This is a genomic window from Paraglaciecola sp. 2405UD69-4, assembly GCF_047525415.1.
GTDB lineage: Bacteria > Pseudomonadota > Gammaproteobacteria > Enterobacterales > Alteromonadaceae > Paraglaciecola.
Genome location: NZ_JBLIXM010000004.1, coordinates 250,730 through 268,657, shown reverse-complemented (window position 1 = coordinate 268,657; position 17,928 = coordinate 250,730). Strand labels below are relative to the sequence as shown.

General features: G+C 39.7%; 23 protein-coding genes and 1 pseudogene. 14 read left to right on the top strand and 10 right to left on the bottom strand.

Annotation, left to right across the window (positions count from 1 at the left end; all coding sequences use genetic code 11):
• The first annotated feature begins 137 nt into the window (after positions 1-137).
• From fldB to ACMUMK_RS15175, 3 genes are all read left to right on the top strand, one after another.
• Complete coding sequence (gene fldB, locus ACMUMK_RS15185) at positions 138-680, top strand: flavodoxin FldB (protein ID WP_414701985.1); 543 nt, start codon at positions 138-140, stop codon at positions 678-680.
• Positions 681-683: 3 nt separating this feature from the next.
• Positions 684-1,478 carry a CLCA_X family protein gene (locus ACMUMK_RS15180; RefSeq protein WP_414701984.1) on the top strand — a complete coding sequence of 265 codons (795 nt, stop codon included), beginning with the start codon at positions 684-686 and terminating at the stop codon, positions 1,476-1,478.
• 108 nt (positions 1,479-1,586) lie between these two features.
• On the top strand, positions 1,587-2,216 hold the full coding sequence (locus tag ACMUMK_RS15175) for a hypothetical protein (protein WP_414701983.1): 630 nt from the start codon (positions 1,587-1,589) through the stop codon (positions 2,214-2,216).
• Positions 2,217-2,368: 152 nt separating this feature from the next.
• Here ACMUMK_RS15175 and ACMUMK_RS15170 read toward each other — a convergent pair whose 3' ends face one another.
• The 7 genes from ACMUMK_RS15170 to ACMUMK_RS15140 all read right to left on the bottom strand — a co-directional run bounded on the left by ACMUMK_RS15170 (position 2,369) and on the right by ACMUMK_RS15140 (position 5,344).
• Positions 2,369-2,917 carry an NADAR family protein gene (locus ACMUMK_RS15170; protein ID WP_414701982.1) on the bottom strand — a complete coding sequence of 183 codons (549 nt, stop codon included), beginning with the start codon at positions 2,915-2,917 and terminating at the stop codon, positions 2,369-2,371.
• A gap of 74 nt (positions 2,918-2,991) precedes the next feature.
• Positions 2,992-3,153: a hypothetical protein gene (locus ACMUMK_RS15165; protein ID WP_414701981.1), complete on the bottom strand. Its 162-nt coding sequence runs from the start codon at positions 3,151-3,153 to the stop codon at positions 2,992-2,994.
• Positions 3,154-3,192: 39 nt separating this feature from the next.
• Positions 3,193-3,417 carry a hypothetical protein gene (locus ACMUMK_RS15160; protein ID WP_414701980.1) on the bottom strand — a complete coding sequence of 75 codons (225 nt, stop codon included), beginning with the start codon at positions 3,415-3,417 and terminating at the stop codon, positions 3,193-3,195.
• A gap of 1 nt (position 3,418) precedes the next feature.
• Positions 3,419-3,664, bottom strand: a complete 246-nt coding sequence (locus ACMUMK_RS15155; RefSeq protein ID WP_414701979.1) for a hypothetical protein — start codon at positions 3,662-3,664, stop codon at positions 3,419-3,421.
• Between the two features lie 70 nt (positions 3,665-3,734).
• Positions 3,735-4,037: a peptidyl-tRNA hydrolase gene (locus tag ACMUMK_RS15150; RefSeq protein ID WP_414701978.1), complete on the bottom strand. Its 303-nt coding sequence runs from the start codon at positions 4,035-4,037 to the stop codon at positions 3,735-3,737.
• 124 nt (positions 4,038-4,161) lie between these two features.
• Positions 4,162-4,917, bottom strand: a complete 756-nt coding sequence (locus ACMUMK_RS15145; protein ID WP_414701977.1) for a tetratricopeptide repeat protein — start codon at positions 4,915-4,917, stop codon at positions 4,162-4,164.
• 28 nt (positions 4,918-4,945) lie between these two features.
• Positions 4,946-5,344, bottom strand: coding sequence for a hypothetical protein (locus ACMUMK_RS15140; RefSeq protein ID WP_414701976.1), 399 nt, complete (start codon positions 5,342-5,344; stop codon positions 4,946-4,948).
• A gap of 379 nt (positions 5,345-5,723) precedes the next feature.
• Between ACMUMK_RS15140 and ACMUMK_RS15135 the strand changes: the two are divergent.
• A pseudogene (locus ACMUMK_RS15135) lies at positions 5,724-5,942 on the top strand (LPD1 domain-containing protein); the annotation flags it as partial.
• Positions 5,943-6,058: 116 nt separating this feature from the next.
• On the top strand, positions 6,059-6,466 hold the full coding sequence (locus tag ACMUMK_RS15130; RefSeq protein WP_133469779.1) for an ExbD/TolR family protein: 408 nt from the start codon (positions 6,059-6,061) through the stop codon (positions 6,464-6,466).
• Positions 6,467-6,588: 122 nt separating this feature from the next.
• Here ACMUMK_RS15130 and rraA read toward each other — a convergent pair whose 3' ends face one another.
• Entirely contained in the window at positions 6,589-7,074 is a 486-nt protein-coding gene (gene rraA / locus ACMUMK_RS15125; RefSeq protein ID WP_414702026.1) for a ribonuclease E activity regulator RraA, read from the bottom strand.
• Between the two features lie 185 nt (positions 7,075-7,259).
• On the opposite strand from rraA, the gene ACMUMK_RS15120 reads away from it, so the two are divergent.
• The 8 genes from ACMUMK_RS15120 to ACMUMK_RS15085 all read left to right on the top strand — a co-directional run bounded on the left by ACMUMK_RS15120 (position 7,260) and on the right by ACMUMK_RS15085 (position 13,812).
• A complete protein-coding gene (locus ACMUMK_RS15120; protein WP_414701975.1) occupies positions 7,260-7,769 on the top strand; it encodes a phosphatase PAP2 family protein in 510 nt (169 codons plus the stop codon).
• Between the two features lie 11 nt (positions 7,770-7,780).
• A complete protein-coding gene (locus ACMUMK_RS15115; protein WP_414701974.1) occupies positions 7,781-8,848 on the top strand; it encodes an MJ1255/VC2487 family glycosyltransferase in 1,068 nt (355 codons plus the stop codon).
• Positions 8,849-9,011: 163 nt separating this feature from the next.
• Complete coding sequence (gene lptM, locus ACMUMK_RS15110; RefSeq protein ID WP_414701973.1) at positions 9,012-9,182, top strand: LPS translocon maturation chaperone LptM; 171 nt, start codon at positions 9,012-9,014, stop codon at positions 9,180-9,182.
• A gap of 1 nt (position 9,183) precedes the next feature.
• Positions 9,184-10,434, top strand: coding sequence for a diaminopimelate decarboxylase (gene lysA, locus ACMUMK_RS15105; RefSeq protein ID WP_414701972.1), 1,251 nt, complete (start codon positions 9,184-9,186; stop codon positions 10,432-10,434).
• Positions 10,435-10,625: 191 nt separating this feature from the next.
• Entirely contained in the window at positions 10,626-11,456 is an 831-nt protein-coding gene (dapF, locus tag ACMUMK_RS15100; RefSeq protein ID WP_414701971.1) for a diaminopimelate epimerase, read from the top strand.
• On the top strand, positions 11,453-12,151 hold the full coding sequence (locus ACMUMK_RS15095) for a DUF484 family protein (protein WP_414701970.1): 699 nt from the start codon (positions 11,453-11,455) through the stop codon (positions 12,149-12,151). The genes dapF and ACMUMK_RS15095 overlap by 4 nt, the downstream gene beginning before the upstream one ends.
• Positions 12,152-12,163: 12 nt before the next feature.
• Entirely contained in the window at positions 12,164-13,057 is an 894-nt protein-coding gene (locus tag ACMUMK_RS15090) for a tyrosine recombinase XerC (RefSeq protein ID WP_414701969.1), read from the top strand.
• Between the two features lie 38 nt (positions 13,058-13,095).
• Positions 13,096-13,812, top strand: coding sequence for an HAD-IA family hydrolase (locus tag ACMUMK_RS15085; protein ID WP_414701968.1), 717 nt, complete (start codon positions 13,096-13,098; stop codon positions 13,810-13,812).
• On the opposite strand, the gene cysE is transcribed toward ACMUMK_RS15085, so the two are convergent.
• On the bottom strand, positions 13,809-14,588 hold the full coding sequence (gene cysE, locus ACMUMK_RS15080) for a serine O-acetyltransferase (RefSeq protein WP_414701967.1): 780 nt from the start codon (positions 14,586-14,588) through the stop codon (positions 13,809-13,811). The genes ACMUMK_RS15085 and cysE overlap by 4 nt on opposite strands.
• 146 nt (positions 14,589-14,734) lie before the next feature.
• Between cysE and uvrD the strand changes: the two genes are divergently transcribed.
• Complete coding sequence (uvrD, locus tag ACMUMK_RS15075) at positions 14,735-16,903, top strand: DNA helicase II (RefSeq protein ID WP_414702025.1); 2,169 nt, start codon at positions 14,735-14,737, stop codon at positions 16,901-16,903.
• Between the two features lie 102 nt (positions 16,904-17,005).
• Here the strand turns inward: uvrD and rarD are convergent, their stop codons facing one another.
• Positions 17,006-17,896, bottom strand: coding sequence for an EamA family transporter RarD (rarD, locus tag ACMUMK_RS15070; protein ID WP_414701966.1), 891 nt, complete (start codon positions 17,894-17,896; stop codon positions 17,006-17,008).
• Positions 17,897-17,928 lie beyond the last annotated feature (32 nt).

The window sequence follows — 17,928 nt, the reverse complement described above, 5'->3', positions numbered from 1 at the left end:
ATATCCCTTTATTTTTTTCAATTACACTTTGTTGACGCACTTGGTAAGTAAAAATCCCAAAGAGTTATGTATAATATCAGTGGATAGTTTTTAAGTTACTTACATATTGTCTGACTACATTTTTCATTAAGGCCCACATGTCCACAAAAGAACTAAAGATTGGCTTATTCTATGGCTCCACAACTTGCTATACCGAAATGGCAGCTGAAAAAATTCAAACACAAATACAAGACTTGTCTGAAAGCGCTACCCTTGAGCTGTTTGATATTAAAGACACCCACTTAAAAAAGGCAGAAGAATATGACGTATTGATTTTCGGTATTTCAACTTGGGATTTTGGTGAGTTGCAAGAAGACTGGGAGTCGAGCTGGCAAGATATTAAGTCCTTAGATTTAGCAGGTAAAACCGTTGCCTTATATGGTTTAGGTGATCAACTAGGCTACGCAGATTGGTTTCAAGATGCACTGGGTATGCTGCACGATGAACTTGCAGTGCTACACTGTGAATTTATAGGCTATTGGCCCAACGAAGGGTATTACTTCAACCATTCAAAAGCGTTAATTGCAGAAAACAGCTTTTTTGTTGGCTTAAGCCTAGACGATGAAAATCAATATGACTTAACAGATAAGCGCATTGAACAATGGAGCAAGCAAATTCTAGATGAACTAGCTGGCATGTAAAAAATGCCAAGTCAGCCATCACGCATTCACCAACCCTATTATAGAAATGGTCCGTCCCACAGAGACGGCGCTGATGTTAGCTTTCAAGACATAGTGAAAATATTTGGGTTTCGTACCGTTACCATAGGTAAATGGGTGACCAAAGAAGAGCAACAACTAGCCGCCAACTTATTTTTTGATGCCTTATGCGACTTAATGGAAATCCTAGAGGTGTCAGAAACAGTTATCTCGTTAAATGGCAGCTTGTCGCTGGCATTTGGAAGTGGTGGCAGAAAACACAGCAGTGCCCACTACGACTCGCAGCGTAAAGTATTGGCTTTGGCTAAAAACGCCGGCGGAGGCGCATTAGCCCACGAGTGGTTTCATGGGTTTGACCATTACATTTGCAATAAATTGTTTATAGACACCAAAAGCCATCAATTTGCATCACAGTGCTGGTTGAAAGATCATCAACAAAAGCCCCACGCTCTAAATATAAAACTCAGTCGGGTTTTTGAAGCAATTTTTTTAACCCCCTCTAAAACCCAACCAAATGACTACGTAAACCGCAGTGCATTTGCCGATAAAACACTCAAAATGTATTACTACGCACAGCCCCAAGAGCTTAGTGCTCGTGCCTTTGAGGCCTGTATTCAGGATCACTACAGAAAAAATGCGTTTCTAGTACAAGGCACCAAACAAAGCCCCGAGGCCAAGTTAGGGATTTATCCGGTAGATGAACATAGAGCAACAATTTCTAAAAACTTACTGGATTATTTTGGTCATTTGGGGCAAGTGTTATCCCGACAATCAGTGTGAATCTACAGGCAAATAATCAAAAGCTCCTCTCAAATACAGCTACCCACAGGCTAGAAGATAATGTTAATTTTACCTACAAGCTAAACGTATAAAATTATAGGGATTTAAATGAAACTGCTGATTATTTTAATGCTTCTGCTAAGTGTTAACTTGGTTACCAAGCCTGCGCTGGCGATAGCTAATGCGACTGATAAGAAAGTGGCACACGTTAAAATTGCACGGGCAGATGCTGATGTGCCTGATGAGAAGATAAGGTCTCTTGCTCAAGGTATTTGTAACACTTACGATAATGGACATGATACTGTTTTAAATATTGAGAAAGTCATTAAAAGTCATATCACTGACTATATCCAAATATTAGACCTAACGCCTGAACAAATCACCCTGTTTTTAAATAAGCACAAAGACAATATGACTTGTACTATTAATGGTGAGCAAGTTCACTATATGCATTATTCATTTTATAAAAATAGTTTCGCTTTCTTTTCGCTGTTTAAAAAATACCTCAGCGATAAAGTCTGGATGAATATCGAAGACGAAAGTATAAATATTGATGTAAATGCGGTGAGTTATTTTCAAGACAGTAAACAACCCGAGACGGTTTTAGATTATATGCTTCGAGAATCAGCACGTTTACCTGAGGGCAATGAGCGAAAGGCGAGGATTGACCAAGTTATGCGGATTTTTGTGAATATGTTCGAGGCAAAAACCTACGGGCAATTAGTTGAAGAAAATTAGCCCTTCCTTTAGTGAGCTTATTGAGGGTGTAAATTGGGTTGTAGGCTATCTTAACTAATCTCACGCTATATTTGGTACTCTAGCGTGTACTTTCCCCTTTAGCTGGGCTCGCTAAAAACCTAAATAACTTAAACTTTAGAACCCATCAAACATCACTTTTTTAACTGCTCTCGCACTTGCATAAGCGCAAACCCTAATAGATTTTGCCCAAGCCATGTAGAAGGCTTTTGCGCTCTAGGGTCGGTTTCTTTTAAACCAATGCCCCAAATGGTGTCTGATGGGCTGGCTTCAACAAGCACTTTTTTGCCTGTGTCTAACAAAAAATCACGCAGAGCTTTGCTTTGACTAAATTTGGCTAAGTTGCCTTTTACCACCAAGTCAAATTTGTGGTTGTCCCATGTGTCTCGATTAAAACCTGCTACTTCTCTGCCGAGTTGTTTCGCTTCTTTGGGGCTTTTGCTGGTGATTATCTTTTTAAATATAGGCTCAGCATTAAATAGCTTGGCTTTTTGCGCCATCATGTAATGTTCTGAGGTTTGATACCAATGGCCATCTAGTTGAAAGCTACTTGAGTACCATTGGCTTAAATAGTTTTTATCTACTGCACCGTTTTTGGCTTTGTGATGGGCGCAAAATAACAGGTATTTAACCTTATTGCCCTGTTGTAGATGCGTTATTAGCGCTTGTTTGTTTTTCATCATTGATTGCTGAACACTCGAATGTTTGCGGATTAAGTAGTTGCGAATTAATCGCTTGGAGACTAAGCAGTTGGCGATTAAGTGCTTAGAGCTTGATTAATTTCATCTTGATATTGTTGTGTATCAAACACAATAGCGGGGAACTCTTTGTAGTTCCAAAACATGCCTTGTGCTATGCGTGTTCGGTCGCTGCGATAGGGGTTAGACCACTTACCCCAACAAACAAACTCGTCGTACATTACTATTTCGCCTGTTACAAACCAGCATTCCCATACACCTCAATCACAGGCGAGCGGTGTAAAACGCTGCCCTACTTCTGACAGGCTAATGTTTATAATATCGCTTGTTAATGTGTCGGTATAGGCACCATTAATACGCTTTGAATAGCGGGATTCAAATTCAGTAAACATATCTAACAAAGGTACCTTGTCGATTTGAACTTGATACAAAACCCCTTTGGTTCGATGTTCGTCTACCGCAACAAGTTTGAGTGTGTTTAACATATTAGCCTTTTTTCATGGTGTATATTGAGCTTGGGTTAAGCCAATCGAGCATGTGTTTAGTGTTGCCCAACAAAGCGTCACTTACTGTTTGCGTTAACTCGGCGTCGCTTAACTCGTAATCATCCAACTGACTTAAGGCTGCTCGTACTTCGCCAATGGCTTTGTTTTGCTGAGGGCTAAATAAGTCAGCTATGCCGTGTATTTGGTGCTTGGTTGATAGCCGTTCAAAATGCTTAGTAAATAACATGCTAGACAATCCAACGCAGATAGGCACAAAAAGAGCGTTAGCGAGAGGTTCGACTTATCCGGTATTCAGGTTACTTATACAATTTGTAGAATCTAAATGGCTTGGGCCATTCTTGCCTTGGGCAAAAGGCAATGGCGACTTCTTGGTTTTCTAGTGCTGATTCTGTTAACAGCACACTTTTTTCGAAGGTTTTAGCGGTTTCAAATTCTTTTGCGTTTACTTTACACACCACTTTATAAAATGGCCCAGACAACCATTCTTTTATCTCGGCTTGGTCGGCAAACTTTAAGTAAGCGGCAAGCGACGCATGGGCAGCGGCTAACATAGCAAAGCCCTGTGGTACGTCGTCTTTTATCAAAATGTACATTTTCATCTTATTACTTCTATCTTCGTTTTGTTTGTTGAGGTTTGAATAGGAGTGTCGGCAATGGTTGATTTATCTCAGTGCACAGGATACTCATTACCGGCTAATGCTATTTTTTATTTTGCAAATTTGTCTACTTGCCAGCTTGTTGGGTGTTAACTATGGTGAGCCTACCTATGCTGGTTTCAGCTTGTATATAGTGAGGTGACCACATGACCCTGCTGTTTACATTACACCGATTAATAGTGCCAATGTAGTTCTTCCCCTCTGTTGTAAAAGTTATGCTGCCATCTTCACAGATCCCATCATTACCATCCCCGGGAATATCAGCCTTTAAAGTCAGCTCATGTGTCATAATTTTCACATTTATGTATATGTTGTTGTTTGGCATTGATGTTATTGAACAGTCTTGAATGTCGCTTTCGTAAAAACAGTGTTTTGTACCTTGCTCATCGGTAAAATAGATATAAGATTCAAATCGACTGGGTGGTAACGCTAGGTATGCCGTTAATGCGGCATCAGCTTTATCAAACTGAGCTAGTTCAACTGCTATTCGGTATTGTTGTGCAGTAATAAAGCGAGAGGTAGGGGCGAGTTTTAGTAGAAAATGAGCTAATTCAAAATGCAATAATATTTCATTAAAGCTAATCAACAACCAATCGTCGTCTTGATAATCTGAATATGCTTTATCTAAACAAACCATTAGTTCATCGTAACGGTTTAGTTCATATAAACATCTTAGTTTTATGGGCAAGTAAGGGGTTAATAGCTTTTGCTCGTTCGGCGACGGATAACTGGCAAGCGCGGTATCAAAAGCAGCAAGACTGGCTTCATACTCCTCCCCATTATATAAGTCACTACATACCGACAGTACCTTTTTTATATTCATTATGTAGTACCTGTTGTTTTATCGCACTCTAGTCATAAACCACAGTGCGTTTTTGTTCGTAATCACTCATATCACAATGATAATAACCGTCAATTTTAACGGGCAACGCACTTAACTCATCAAACACGACGTTCCAAAAATCATCGCTTTCTGTTTTTGAGCAATAAAAATCCAGCTTTATGCAGTCGCCTTCTAGACTTGCTGGGTATTCAAGTATGCAGCTTGGGTCAAACAGGGTGTAGTTAAATAATTGTGGCGTATAGTAACCAAGAGCCTTCATTCGTGATTCGGTAAGCTCTATTTGCTCGGGCGTAGGAAAGCCATGTTTTTGTCGTAAATGTGGCCAAAACTCAAATGCTTCAAGCACCAAACGAGTGTGCTCAGGGTTGGGGTAAGTGAGTCGCAAGATAATATCTGTTGATGACATAGAAGTACCTATTGATAAATAGTTAGTGGTTACTGTGCTTGGTTATTTATATCAGGAGCTGTATGTTTTAACTCTGGTTTTACAAAAGGCCGACAGTGACTGCAGGCCCTAGAAGTATATAGATTTAATTTATGAACTGTACAAATATCAACCTACACTCCCCTCAGGCCACTCTACCATAAGAAAAAACACATATTAATTTTTGTATTTAACCAAATTGAAAAATCATGTTGCATCACAGTGCTGGTTAAAAGATCATCAACAAAAGCCTCACGCTCTAAATATAAAACTCAGTCGGGTTTTTGAAGCAATTTTTTTAACCCCCTCTAAAACCCAACCAAATGACTAGGTAAACCGCAGTGCCTTTGCCGATAAAACACTCAAAATGTATTACTACGCTCAGCCCCAAGAGCTTAGTGCTCGTGCCTTTGAGGCCTGTATTCAAGATCACTACAGAAAAAATGCGTTTCTAGTACAAGGCACCAAACAAAGCCCTGAGGCCAAGTTGGGGATTTATCCGGTAGATGAACATAGAGCAACAATTTCTAAAAACCTACTGGATTATTTTTGTCATTTGGGGCACGCTATAGGGAAGTGAAAAACACTAACGCGTGGAGTGTTCCGATAATTGTCTAAGAGCAGTTAGGATCTCCGAGATGAGCTGCCTTAATTTAGAGGCAGTATTCGTATTAACCCAATTGGCGATTTATACCGATGAAAAGAAAAAAGCACGGCAGCGCAGACGACGAAGCTGCAATTGATATGACTCCCATGTTGGACATAGTGTTCATCATGCTTATATTCTTTATTGTGACCACCTCTTTCGTTAAAGAGAAAGGTTTAGAAGTTAGTCGCCCTAAAGACTCTAATACACCACCACCTCCTACTAATGTAAAATCTTTATCTATTCGTGTAGAAGAAGATGGAACTATAGTAGTAAATGGTCGTCAGGTTGATATTCGCCGCGTAGAAGCAAACATTCAAAGCTTCTTAGCAGAAAACAATCAAGACGCAGCAGCTGTTCAGGCTCACCCTAAAGCGAAACACGGTGATGTGACTGAAGTTATAAATGAAGTGAAGAAAGCTGGTATTGCAAATGTTTCTGTATTGGTTGGCAAATAAGCGCTAACAATATTGTAAATTGAAAAAGCCGTGTTTTATAAACACGGCTTTTTTATTGCCTGCAATTTAAGCTCGAAATTAATTTTTGTGTGTAGTTAGGCCTATTGCTGTAAACCTTAAAACTATTCAAGATCCAATGAGTCAGGAGACAAAATGATACCCGTTTGGTCAGCATATAGGTGGTCTTCAGGCAAAAAAGTGACACCACCAAAATTAACAGCGACATCTAGCTCACCTAATTCTTGATCATCAGCACCAACTGGTATCGAGGCGATAGCATGAATACCAATATTTATTTCTTCTAACTCGTCTACTTCTCTAACACTGCCATAACAAACAATGCCTTCCCATCCGTTATCAAAGGCCAATTGTGCCGACGTAGCATCAATGAGGGCTCTACGCATTGAGCCTCCCCCATCAACTAATAATACTTTGCCTACACCAGGCTGTTCTAAAGTTTTATAAATCAAACCTTTATCTTCAAAACATTTAATTGTTGTAATTTCTCCTCCGTAAGAAGGTCTCCCTCCAAAACTAATAAACATGGGCTCAACCACGTCAACGCTGTCCGCAAAAATGTCGCATAAAGTAGATGTGTTGTAATCCATGTCATTTCCAAGTTTGGTGAAGTTAGGTACGAGTATACTGTTAGAAGAATTCAAATCTAGTGCAATCATCTCAATATTCTCAGATTACCCAAGATCCACTGTCATAAACCTTTAGTAAAAGTGTCATATACGATTCATAGGCGATTCATAAGATATTTTTAGTTTAGTAAAAACGAGCTAATCGAATGAAATCCTTACTGCAGAGTGACAAAGCCTTGTTTTACTGGCTATTTAACTTAACCGCTAATCGCGATTGCCGATGGATTAAATGGCTTTCTAAAACCGGAGATGGCCAACTCTACTTAGTCATTGGCTTGTTGCTATGGTACTTAGAGCCTGAACACGGTGATCTATTTCTCTATACCGCTTTATTGGCTTATGCTTTCGAAGTTCCCTTGTACATAATACTCAAACAAAGCTTACGTAGACAGCGCCCTTGTAATCAACAATTAGATATAGACGCACATATTATCCCTTCAGATAAGTTTAGCCTCCCCTCTGGACACACAGCGGCTGCATTTCTTATGGCTTCACTCCTTGCGAATTTTTACCCAATAATTGCTATCCCCGTCTATATTTGGGCTTCTTGCATTGGCTGTTCTCGAGTTTTATTGGGCGTGCATTACCCTGGCGATATATTAGCCGGAGCCGCACTTGGGATGGGTATTTCAATACTCAGCTTATCGTTTTTATAAGGTAGTGTGTTATGAGAATTCTGTATGGCGTGCAGGGCACGGGAAATGGCCACATCAGCCGCGCTAGGATCATGGCAAAGGCATTTAACAAACGAACTGACGTAGAAGTAGATTTTGTTTTCTCAGGAAGAGAGCACAGTAAATATTTTGATATGGAGGTGTTTGGGCAATATCAAACGTTACAAGGTTTATCTTTTGTTACCCACAATGGTGCGATAAATCATTGGAAGACGCTTAAAGCAGCTAAAATAAAACAATTTTTTCATGATATTAAACACCTCGACGTATCTCATTACGACTTGGTTTTAAACGACTTTGAGCCAGTAACAGCATGGGCAGCTAAAAACAAAAACATACCGTCTATCTCAATTAGTCATCAAGCTGCATTTTCTCACCCAATCCCCAAAAGAGAGGCTAACTTAATAGATAACCTTATAACTCGCTATTTCGCGCCAACAGATATTCAACTGGGTATTCATTGGTACCATTATGGTTATCCAATTTTACCGCCTTTTATTGACCCAGAATATTCAAATGAAAGAACCGATAAAAGTATCTTGGTGTACCTTCCGTTCGAAGAAGTCACAGCCATACAGGAGATACTAAGCCCTTTTGCTGAACATGATTTTGTGAGTTTTCACCCCTCGATTAAATACGCACATAAACATGAGAATGTGTGTTGGCACCCCACAGCTAAAGCTCCGTTTCACAAAGTCCTTAGTAGATGTAATGGAGTAATCGCCAATGCAGGATTTGAATTAGCTAGTGAGTGCTTACAGTTTAAAAAACGCATGCTTTTAAAGCCTTTAAATGGCCAGTTTGAGCAAATATCAAATGCCCAAACACTATTTGACTTAGGCCTTTGTCAATTTATGCGCGCCTTAGACCTAGATGCTATCGAGCAGTGGTTACAAAGTGATACGCCAGATACCATGCACTTTTCGGCTAATCCAAATACATTAATTGACTGGATCTTAGAAAAAAAATGGTCAGACACTAAGACGTTATGCTCTGCATTGTGGCGACAGGTAACCTTTCCAGACCAAGTCCTCAAGCAGTTAAATCAGGTCAATTTCTAAGTTTTTACTCAAACAAAAAAGAATCTACCCAATCCTTAAAAACTAAAAGCAGGCTAGTTAGTTATGTCATATTGCATAAAGTAGCAAATCTTCGCGTTCTAGCTCTTTGTTTTTTGGCTAGGTAATGACATTATTGCGAGCTATTTATTTTGCGGTGGTAGTTATGTCAAAACTTCTTAAATTTTCATCACAACTGATTCTACTTTCATGCCTACTAGGTATGTCGGCTTGTGGTCAAAAGCGGGCGCTTTATCTTCCTGAAGACACCCAAAGTAACCAAGTAGAAACAAACAACTCAGAAGCCACCGAATCCCCTGCTACAGGAGCCAATTAATATGGATTACTTTGCATATAAAAACCAAGAACTCTACGCTGAAAATGTCTCTTTAACAGCAGTAGCAGAAGAATTTAAAACACCTTGTTATGTATACTCGAAAGCAACTATTGAGCGTCATTGGCTCGCTTTTGATAAGGCCGCAGGCGCGCAGCCTCACCTAATTTGCTATGCAGTAAAAGCCAACTCAAATTTGGCGGTACTAAATGTTATGGCAAACCTAGGCTCTGGATTCGACATAGTATCTGGTGGTGAGCTGTTACGAGTACTTAAAGCAGGTGGCGACCCTAGCAAAGTGGTGTTTTCTGGCGTGGGCAAAACAGAACAAGAAATAGCCTTGGGGTTACAACATAATATTAAGTGTTTTAACGTCGAATCACGAAGTGAGTTAGCAAGAATAAACAAAGTAGCCGAGCAGCTTGATAAGCCGGCTCCTATCTCAATCAGAGTTAACCCAGACGTTGATGCTAATACACACCCATATATATCCACAGGCCTTAAAGCGAATAAGTTTGGTGTAGCCCGTCAGAACGCGGTAGAAATTTATAAATACGCGAAAAGTTTACCCTTTTTAAATGTCATTGGTATCGACTGCCATATCGGCTCACAGCTAACAGAGCTTTCACCTTTTGTTGATGCTTTAGATATCATTTTGGCACTCATTGACGAATTAGCAGAAAACGATATTCATCTAAAACATCTAGATGTGGGGGGAGGTTTAGGTGTTACTTACCAAAATGAAAAAGCGCCTCATCCTGATGAGTACACCCAAGCATTAGCAGAGCGTATGCAAGGTAGAGAAGATTTATTACTAATTTTCGAGCCAGGCCGCGCGATCATGGCAAACGCTGGCGTGTTATTGACCAAGGTTGAATTCTTAAAAGAAGGAGATGAAAAGAACTTTGCCATTGTTGATGCTGCCATGAACGACTTAATTCGCCCTTCTTTATATTCTGCTTGGCAAAATATCATTCCACTTAACACTGGTTTACAAAGAGATCTTGCGACCTATGATGTAGTAGGTCCAATCTGTGAAACAGGTGACTTCTTAGGTAAAGAAAGGGAGCTTGCTATAGCAGCTGATGATTACCTTGCTGTTCGAAGTGCTGGGGCATATGGTTTTGTTATGGCTTCAAACTATAACAGCCGAGGCCGAGCTGCAGAGGTATTAATAGATGGTGACAAAGCCCACTTAGTTAGAGAAAGAGAAACACTGGAAAGCTTATTTGAAAATGAGCATATACCAAGCTAGCTAAATTAGCTTAATTTGCCATGAGTTTATTCATGGCAATAATAATCTTAAAACACTGAGATATTGAGATTATTTTAGCTGTTGCTCATTAAAGGCATGGTCAGTCTTTATTTGAAATGATATAACTATCAACAACGAATCTGACGACCTGCTTTAAGCGGTTAGATAACAATTTTAGCTAAGTAATTACAATGCAAATCCAGTTTTCAAAGATGCATGGTCTGGGCAATGATTTTATGGTCATTGATAACGTCACTCAGAATGTATTCTTTTCAAAAGAGAAAATACAACAACTTTCAGATAGAAATTTTGGTGTAGGGTTCGATCAACTTCTTTTGGTTGAACCTCCTTACGATCCAGAACAAGATTTCCACTATAGGATCTTCAATGCCGATGGCTCTGAAGTATCTCAATGTGGCAATGGCGCGCGATGTTTTGCACGATTTGTTAAAATGAAAGGGTTAATAAATCGCAATAAAATCATAGTCAGCACAAAAGCTGGCCGCATGATTTTGTATATAGAAAAAGATGGCCAAGTTACAGTTAACATGGGCGTACCAAAGTTCGATCCACAAATGGTACCCATCAAAGCTAAAAAGCAGGAAAAAATTTATGTTCTGCGGGCAGAAGGGCAAACATTTTTTTGTGGAGCCGTCTCTATGGGTAACCCCCATTGTGTATTACTAGTAGACGACGTTCAAAAAGCCGATGTGGAAGGAATGGGACCTTTGCTTGAAAAGCATGAAAGGTTCACCGAAGGGGCAAATGTTGGCTTTATGCAAATCATCAACCCAAATCACGTTAAACTTAGAGTTTACGAACGTGGTGCAGGCGAAACGCTAGCCTGTGGAAGTGGTGCTTGCGCCGCAGTTGCCATTGGACAAATACACAATAAGTTAAGTAAAGATGTTAGAGTTGATTTACCTGGTGGCAGTTTAAAAATACGTTGGCAAGGAAAAGACAATGTATTAAAAATGACCGGAACAGCTGAGCATGTATTTGATGGACATATAAACATATGAGTAAAAGTTTGGAACAATATAATAACAATACGGATATAGACTCAAAATATGAACAAACACCTGCCTTATCAAGTGAGTTAGTAGCAACTTACTTATTAGAAAATCCTGACTTTTTTGCGCAACAAGCACACCTACTTGAAAAACTAGAAATCCCTCATTCCTTAAAAGGCAGTGTATCTCTGGTTGAGTTGCAAAGTGAGCAATTACGCAAAAAAGTAAGAGCGTTAAATCTTAAGCTCAATCAGTTAATTACTATCGCAAAGCAAAATGAAGCAATATACCGAGTTTATGCAGACTTAAATCTTCGTATTTTAAAATGCAAAGACTTGGATGAATTAAAATTCATTTTAGAAGAAGTCATTCAAGAGAATCTTAAGCTCTCAGCAGTGACACTTAAACCCTTTAAAGGTCCCCATGCACTTCCTGAAATTCAACGAAGATTATTTATTGAGAAACGTTTTCAGCGAGATACCTTTTTCTTTGGTCGCTTGAGTGAGCACGAACGTAAACTTTTATTTAATGACCAAGAAGCTAACTCCGTTGCCTTACTTCTTATCGGGGATTCGTCAGAATTAGGAATTTTGGCAATTGGCAGTAAAGACGCTAGCCATTTCAATCCAGATATGGACACCTTACTCATTACTCAGCTGCAGCAATTTTTAGGTATTTTGCTACCTAAAATGTTGACCTATTAAAAGCCCATTATTATGTTATCGCCAAGTTTACAGCCTTGGTTAGACAAATATCTTGCTTACCTAAAGTATGAGAAAAACCTTGCTGTTAAGTCAATCGATAGCTATCAAAGACAACTAAATTCGGCTTTCTCAGATTTACAACTAGATAGCTGGGTATCATTCAATAGCCAAGATGTACGCCAAATTTTAAATCAAGGCAGAAAGAAAGGGCTTAACCCTCGCTCCCTCGCGTTACGGTTATCTTCTATCCGAGGATTTTGTGATTTTCTTATAAAAGAAAACATGTTAATCCAAAACCCCGCGTCTTCTGTTAGTGCTCCGAAACAAGGCAAACCATTACCAAAGCAGCTAAACGTTGATGAAATGCATCAATTATTAGATATAGGCGCAGACGATATTCTCGCAGTTCGAGACAAAGCTATGATGGAGCTCATGTATAGTTGTGGCTTACGTTTAGCCGAGCTCGTCTCCCTAAATCTAAAAAGTCTAGAAGATCAAAACCAACTAAGAGTAACAGGAAAAGGCAATAAAGAACGTCTATTACCAATAGGTAAAATCGCCAAGCAGGCTGTTTCTAATTGGTTAAAAGTAAGACCTGAGTTTGCAAAACCGTCAGAGCCTGCGTTATTTCTAAGTAAACAGAAAAATAGGATAAGCTCCCGTCAAGTCGCAAAAAGAATGAAGTTATGGGCAACGACACAGAATATTGAACAGTCTGTTAATCCCCATAAGTTAAGACACAGCTTTGCTACCCATATATTAGAATCAAGCTCTGACTTAAGAGGGGTTCAAGAGCTTTTAGGCCATGCAAACCTAGCAACGACGCAAGTTTATACCCATTTAAATTTTCAGCATTTAGCTAGCGTTTACGACAATGCACACCCAAGAGCTAAAAAGCTTAAGTAATGTCACAACTTTCATTTGAGTAAGGCTTTCAACTTTACATGATTTTTTATAAAAAACTGCAGAAAGTAAAAGCCATTACTTTCGACCTAGATGATACCTTGTATGACAACCACCCAATTATTATAGAGGCCAATCAAGCACTCATAACTTGGATGCAAACACATTACCCGGCGACTGAAAACGTTAGTCAGAAGTTTTGGATGCTGCAGCAAAAAAATGCACTCAAAGAAAACCCCAATTTAAAAAGTGATATGGGGAAACTGCGTTATATCTCTATGCTGGCGGGATTTAAAAGTTTAGGCTTCAGCACTTCAAAAGCTGAAGCTGCTGCCAAAGAATGCTTTGAGTATTTTTACTACCACAGAAGTAATTTTTCATTAAATGCCAATATCCACGCATTACTAAAAACACTTTCAGAGAAGCTTCCTTTGGTAGCAATAACAAACGGCAATGTAAATCTCGAACAAATCGGCTTATCCCCCTATTTCTCTGCTTGTTTTAAGGCGTCTATCACTTCGCCTATGAAGCCCAACCCAGCTATGTTTGATAATGCCAGGCTTCATCTAAAGTTACCCGCCAGTAATATCTTACATGTGGGTGATAATTTAGAAAAAGATGTTTGGGGTGCTTTAAAAGCCGGATACCAAACGGCTTGGTATGCAGAAAATAGAGATATGGCCTTAGGGCAAGAGCCAACAATCTCCCTCCCCCATATTCAGCTAGAACAATTAGAAGATCTGCTTAATCTGGTTTAATCTTCCAGTATATTTTGCATCATGGTTTCACAAGGGCTCTGACAGGTTGGCTTACCAACTATTTTTGCGGGAATACCGGCAACAGTAACATGTGCTGGTACGTCATTTAGCACAACACTACCTGCCCCTACTTTAACTCCCTTACCAATTGTAATGTTTCCTAAGATTTTTGCTCCAGCACCTATCATAACGCCTTCTTTTATCTTCGGATGGCGATCTCCCGCTTCATTACCTGTACCGCCCAAAGTAACGGATTGCATGACAGAGACGTTATTTTCAATAACTGCAGTTTCTCCAACGACAATTCCAGTGGCATGGTCAAACATCACCCCTTGCCCGATACGTGCTGCTGGGTGAATATCCACAGTAAAGACTTCTGAATTGCGGCTTTGTATAAATAATGCCAAATCATGACGCCCAGCTTGCCATAATTGATGAGCAAGCCTATGCACTTGAATGGCCTGAAAGCCTTTAAAATTAAGCAATACTGTTAAATATGAATGTACTGCAGGGTCACGATTATAAACCGCTTCAACATCACTTATGACGGCTTCAATTATCTTAGGATCTAATAGATAGCTTTGTTCGAACATTTCCCGTAGAGATAATGAGCCCATCACATCATCAGCTAACTTAGTCGATAAAATAAAACCTAGGGCAGCCTCAAAATTATGATGGTTTAAAATACACGCATGCACATAACTTGCTAATAATGGCTCTTTAGAAACTAAACTCTGCGCTTCGGACTTTAAACGCAACCAAAAATCGATCGTCATCTATTTTTTCCTTAAATGAGGGGGCACTAGCTTAACTAGAACGAATCTAACAATCAAAAATTACAAAGGCCAAAGAACTATAGTGTAATTAAATACAGTATTACTGATATACTAAGGACATTATTTTTTAGATGACATGTAGTGTAATGGACGTATCTCGCCTTCTTGACCAATTAAACGATAAACAAAGGGACGCTGTAGCCGCTCCCGCATCAGACATGCTAATTTTAGCAGGTGCTGGCAGTGGTAAAACCCGAGTATTAGTTCACCGTATTGCCTGGTTAATGGAAGTCGAAAACATTGCACCTTATGGTATTTTAGCGGTTACCTTTACCAATAAGGCTGCGAAAGAAATGCGTGGCAGAGTTGAACACTTGCAAGGCTCAGCTCTAAACTCAATGTGGATTGGTACATTTCATGGTATTGCTCATAGGCTGCTACGCACTCATTATGCAGATGTAAACTTACCAGAAAACTTCACTATTTTAGACTCCGACGACCAATATAGGTTAGTCAGACGAGTACTAAAAAGCCTAAATTTAGATGAGAAACATTGGGCACCAAAGCATGTTCAATGGTATATAAATGGCAATAAAGACGAGGGTCTACGGCCACAGCATATCGAAACAAATGGGGACGCCACCCAACAAAAGATGCGTGAAATATATCAAACCTACCAGCAAACCTGTGATCGAGCAGGATTGGTAGATTTTGCAGAATTACTACTCAGGGCCCACGAGTTATGGCTAAATAACCCAGCCATTTTAGCCCATTACCAGCAGCGCTTTAGGGCAATACTGGTAGATGAGTTTCAAGACACGAATAACATTCAATATGCTTGGTTACGGCTTTTAGCCGCCCCCACAAATAATATGATTATAGTGGGCGATGATGACCAATCAATTTATGGTTGGCGTGGAGCCAATGTTGAAAACATTCAACATTTCCTCAGAGACTTTAAAGATGCGAAAACAATTCGCTTAGAACAAAACTACCGCTCAACAGGTAATATATTAAAAGCTGCAAATGCAGTTATTGAAAACAACAGTGGTCGCTTAGGTAAAGAGTTATGGACAGAAGATAGTCAAGGCGATCTAATATCTCTTTATGCGGGCTTTAATGAACTAGATGAAGCGAGATTCAACGTCTCCCGTATAAAAGAGTGGTGTGATAACGGTAATGCTTTAGCCGATTGCGCCATTTTATACCGCAGCAATGCCCAATCTCGGGTTTTAGAAGAGGCCTTACTTCAAGAATCAATCCCCTATAGAATTTACGGTGGTTTACGATTTTTTGAACGTCAAGAAATCCGTGACGCTCTCAGTTACTTAAGGATCATCAACCAATCTATTGATGACGCTGCCTACGAACGTATTGTAAATACACCTACCCGTGGATTAGGCGACAAAACCTTATCCCAAATAAGAGAATTAGCAAGAGATGCTGAATTATCTATGTGGGATGCCAGCGCTAAAATGATAGCTGAAAAAAGGCTCAATGGCCGAGCATCAAATGCTCTGGACGCATTCATGAAACTTATCAATCAATTAAGACAAGATATAACTGAACTGCCTTTAGAACAGCAGGCAGACCACGTGATAAAGCACTCGGGTTTATATGCTATGTACAAAGCCGAAAAGGGCGAAAAAGCGCAAGCTCGAATTGAAAACTTAGAAGAGCTGGTGACTGCATGTAAGCAGTTTGTGGTGCCAGAAGAAGCAGACCAAATGACACCATTATCAGCTTTTTTGGCCCATGCATCTTTAGAAGCAGGCGACACGCAAGCAGATAGCCATCAGGATGCGGTACAAATGATGACAATTCACACGGCAAAAGGATTAGAGTTTCCTTTAGTGTTTATGGTGGGTGTTGAAGAAGGCATGTTCCCAAGCCAAATGAGCAACGAGGAACCAGGTAAAATAGAAGAAGAGCGTCGCCTTTGTTATGTAGGCATGACACGTGCGATGCAAAAGCTGTATATCACCTATGCTGAAAATAGACGAGTCTATGGGCAAGATAAATATCACACTCCATCACGCTTCATTAAAGAAATACCAGCAGCACACATAGAGGAAGTGAGGTTACGTACCACCATCACTCGCCCTGCCCATAACCGCTTTACTGCAACAACGGGACATACAGCATTTGAATCTGCAGCTTTTCAACTTGGTGAACGCGTCAGTCATCCAAAGTTTGCAGAAGGTATAGTGCTAAATTATGAAGGCTCAGGGGAGCATGCGCGAATTCAAGTAAACTTTGATGATTTTGGTAGTAAATGGTTGGTAATGTCCTTTGCTAAATTAACAAAAGTATAATTATTGAAAATCAATATTTATGAACATTTAAGGCTCTAAGGTGCCAGCTAATGTAGCTGGCAAGCTTGCTCGAAAAACCTACCCAAAAATAAAAAATACCTCTTAAACTTTAGGCGTTTTTTTATAGATACGAACCAGATCGAAAATATAAATAGCCAGGGCAGCCCACACACAAACAAAAGTAAATATTTTAGTGCTATCAATGGGCTCTGCGTATAGTCCAACGGCTAAAATAAACATAATTGTTGGCCCTATATATTGAAAAAACCCCAAGGTTGTATATCTAATTCGCCTAGCTGCGGCTGTGAAACATAGCAAGGGCACAGTAGTGATAATACCTGCGAGTATCAATAGGCTATTTGCTGCAATATCGTTGTTAAGTAGGTTGCTATGCTCGGGTTGGGCAATCACCCAAAAGGCAACAGCAAAAGGCAACATAATTAAACTTTCTATAAATAAACCCGGCATTGACTCAACCGCAATTTTTTTGCGCAACAAGCCATAACAACTAAATGTTAAGGCTAAAACTAAGGACACCCAGGGTAATTGACCATAAGAAACCACTAAAGATGCTACCCCAATAAATACAACTAGTACGGCCACATTTTGCATTTTAGTTAAGGTTTCCCCTAAAAATAACCGAGCTAAAACCACATTAATTAATGGATTGATAAAGTACCCTAAACTCGACTCAAGCATACGGCCATTATTTACTGCCCAAATGAAGAGGAGCCAATTCATTGCTAATAGAAAGCCACTTATAAATAACACTCTCAAAACTTTAAAATCTAATATCGCAGCAGTGACTTGCCCAAGTTTGCGCCTAACGAGTAACAACAAAAACAATACAGGCACAGACCAAAAGACCCTATGCATCATAATTTCTACAGCTGGCAATTCCTGTAATAATTTAAAATACATTGGGGCTAACCCCCACATTACATAGGCCGAAATCGCAAACAAAACGCCAGATTTAATAGATTTTTCGCTCAAAGAAATCACCGAATAATATGGGGGGGCAAAAA

Coding starts and splice junctions, on each gene's coding strand:
- fldB (WP_414701985.1), top strand. CDS start 138: ATGTCCACAAAAGAACTAAAGATTGGCTTATTCTATGGCTCCACAACT.
- ACMUMK_RS15180 (WP_414701984.1), top strand. CDS start 684: ATGCCAAGTCAGCCATCACGCATTCACCAACCCTATTATAGAAATGGT.
- ACMUMK_RS15175 (WP_414701983.1), top strand. CDS start 1,587: ATGAAACTGCTGATTATTTTAATGCTTCTGCTAAGTGTTAACTTGGTT.
- ACMUMK_RS15170 (WP_414701982.1), bottom strand. CDS start 2,917: ATGATGAAAAACAAACAAGCGCTAATAACGCATCTACAACAGGGCAAT.
- ACMUMK_RS15165 (WP_414701981.1), bottom strand. CDS start 3,153: ATGTACGACGAGTTTGTTTGTTGGGGTAAGTGGTCTAACCCCTATCGC.
- ACMUMK_RS15160 (WP_414701980.1), bottom strand. CDS start 3,417: ATGTTAAACACACTCAAACTTGTTGCGGTAGACGAACATCGAACCAAA.
- ACMUMK_RS15155 (WP_414701979.1), bottom strand. CDS start 3,664: ATGTTATTTACTAAGCATTTTGAACGGCTATCAACCAAGCACCAAATA.
- ACMUMK_RS15150 (WP_414701978.1), bottom strand. CDS start 4,037: ATGAAAATGTACATTTTGATAAAAGACGACGTACCACAGGGCTTTGCT.
- ACMUMK_RS15145 (WP_414701977.1), bottom strand. CDS start 4,917: ATGAATATAAAAAAGGTACTGTCGGTATGTAGTGACTTATATAATGGG.
- ACMUMK_RS15140 (WP_414701976.1), bottom strand. CDS start 5,344: ATGTCATCAACAGATATTATCTTGCGACTCACTTACCCCAACCCTGAG.
- ACMUMK_RS15130 (WP_133469779.1), top strand. CDS start 6,059: ATGAAAAGAAAAAAGCACGGCAGCGCAGACGACGAAGCTGCAATTGAT.
- rraA (WP_414702026.1), bottom strand. CDS start 7,074: ATGGATTACAACACATCTACTTTATGCGACATTTTTGCGGACAGCGTT.
- ACMUMK_RS15120 (WP_414701975.1), top strand. CDS start 7,260: ATGAAATCCTTACTGCAGAGTGACAAAGCCTTGTTTTACTGGCTATTT.
- ACMUMK_RS15115 (WP_414701974.1), top strand. CDS start 7,781: ATGAGAATTCTGTATGGCGTGCAGGGCACGGGAAATGGCCACATCAGC.
- lptM (WP_414701973.1), top strand. CDS start 9,012: ATGTCAAAACTTCTTAAATTTTCATCACAACTGATTCTACTTTCATGC.
- lysA (WP_414701972.1), top strand. CDS start 9,184: ATGGATTACTTTGCATATAAAAACCAAGAACTCTACGCTGAAAATGTC.
- dapF (WP_414701971.1), top strand. CDS start 10,626: ATGCAAATCCAGTTTTCAAAGATGCATGGTCTGGGCAATGATTTTATG.
- ACMUMK_RS15095 (WP_414701970.1), top strand. CDS start 11,453: ATGAGTAAAAGTTTGGAACAATATAATAACAATACGGATATAGACTCA.
- ACMUMK_RS15090 (WP_414701969.1), top strand. CDS start 12,164: ATGTTATCGCCAAGTTTACAGCCTTGGTTAGACAAATATCTTGCTTAC.
- ACMUMK_RS15085 (WP_414701968.1), top strand. CDS start 13,096: ATGATTTTTTATAAAAAACTGCAGAAAGTAAAAGCCATTACTTTCGAC.
- cysE (WP_414701967.1), bottom strand. CDS start 14,588: ATGACGATCGATTTTTGGTTGCGTTTAAAGTCCGAAGCGCAGAGTTTA.
- uvrD (WP_414702025.1), top strand. CDS start 14,735: ATGGACGTATCTCGCCTTCTTGACCAATTAAACGATAAACAAAGGGAC.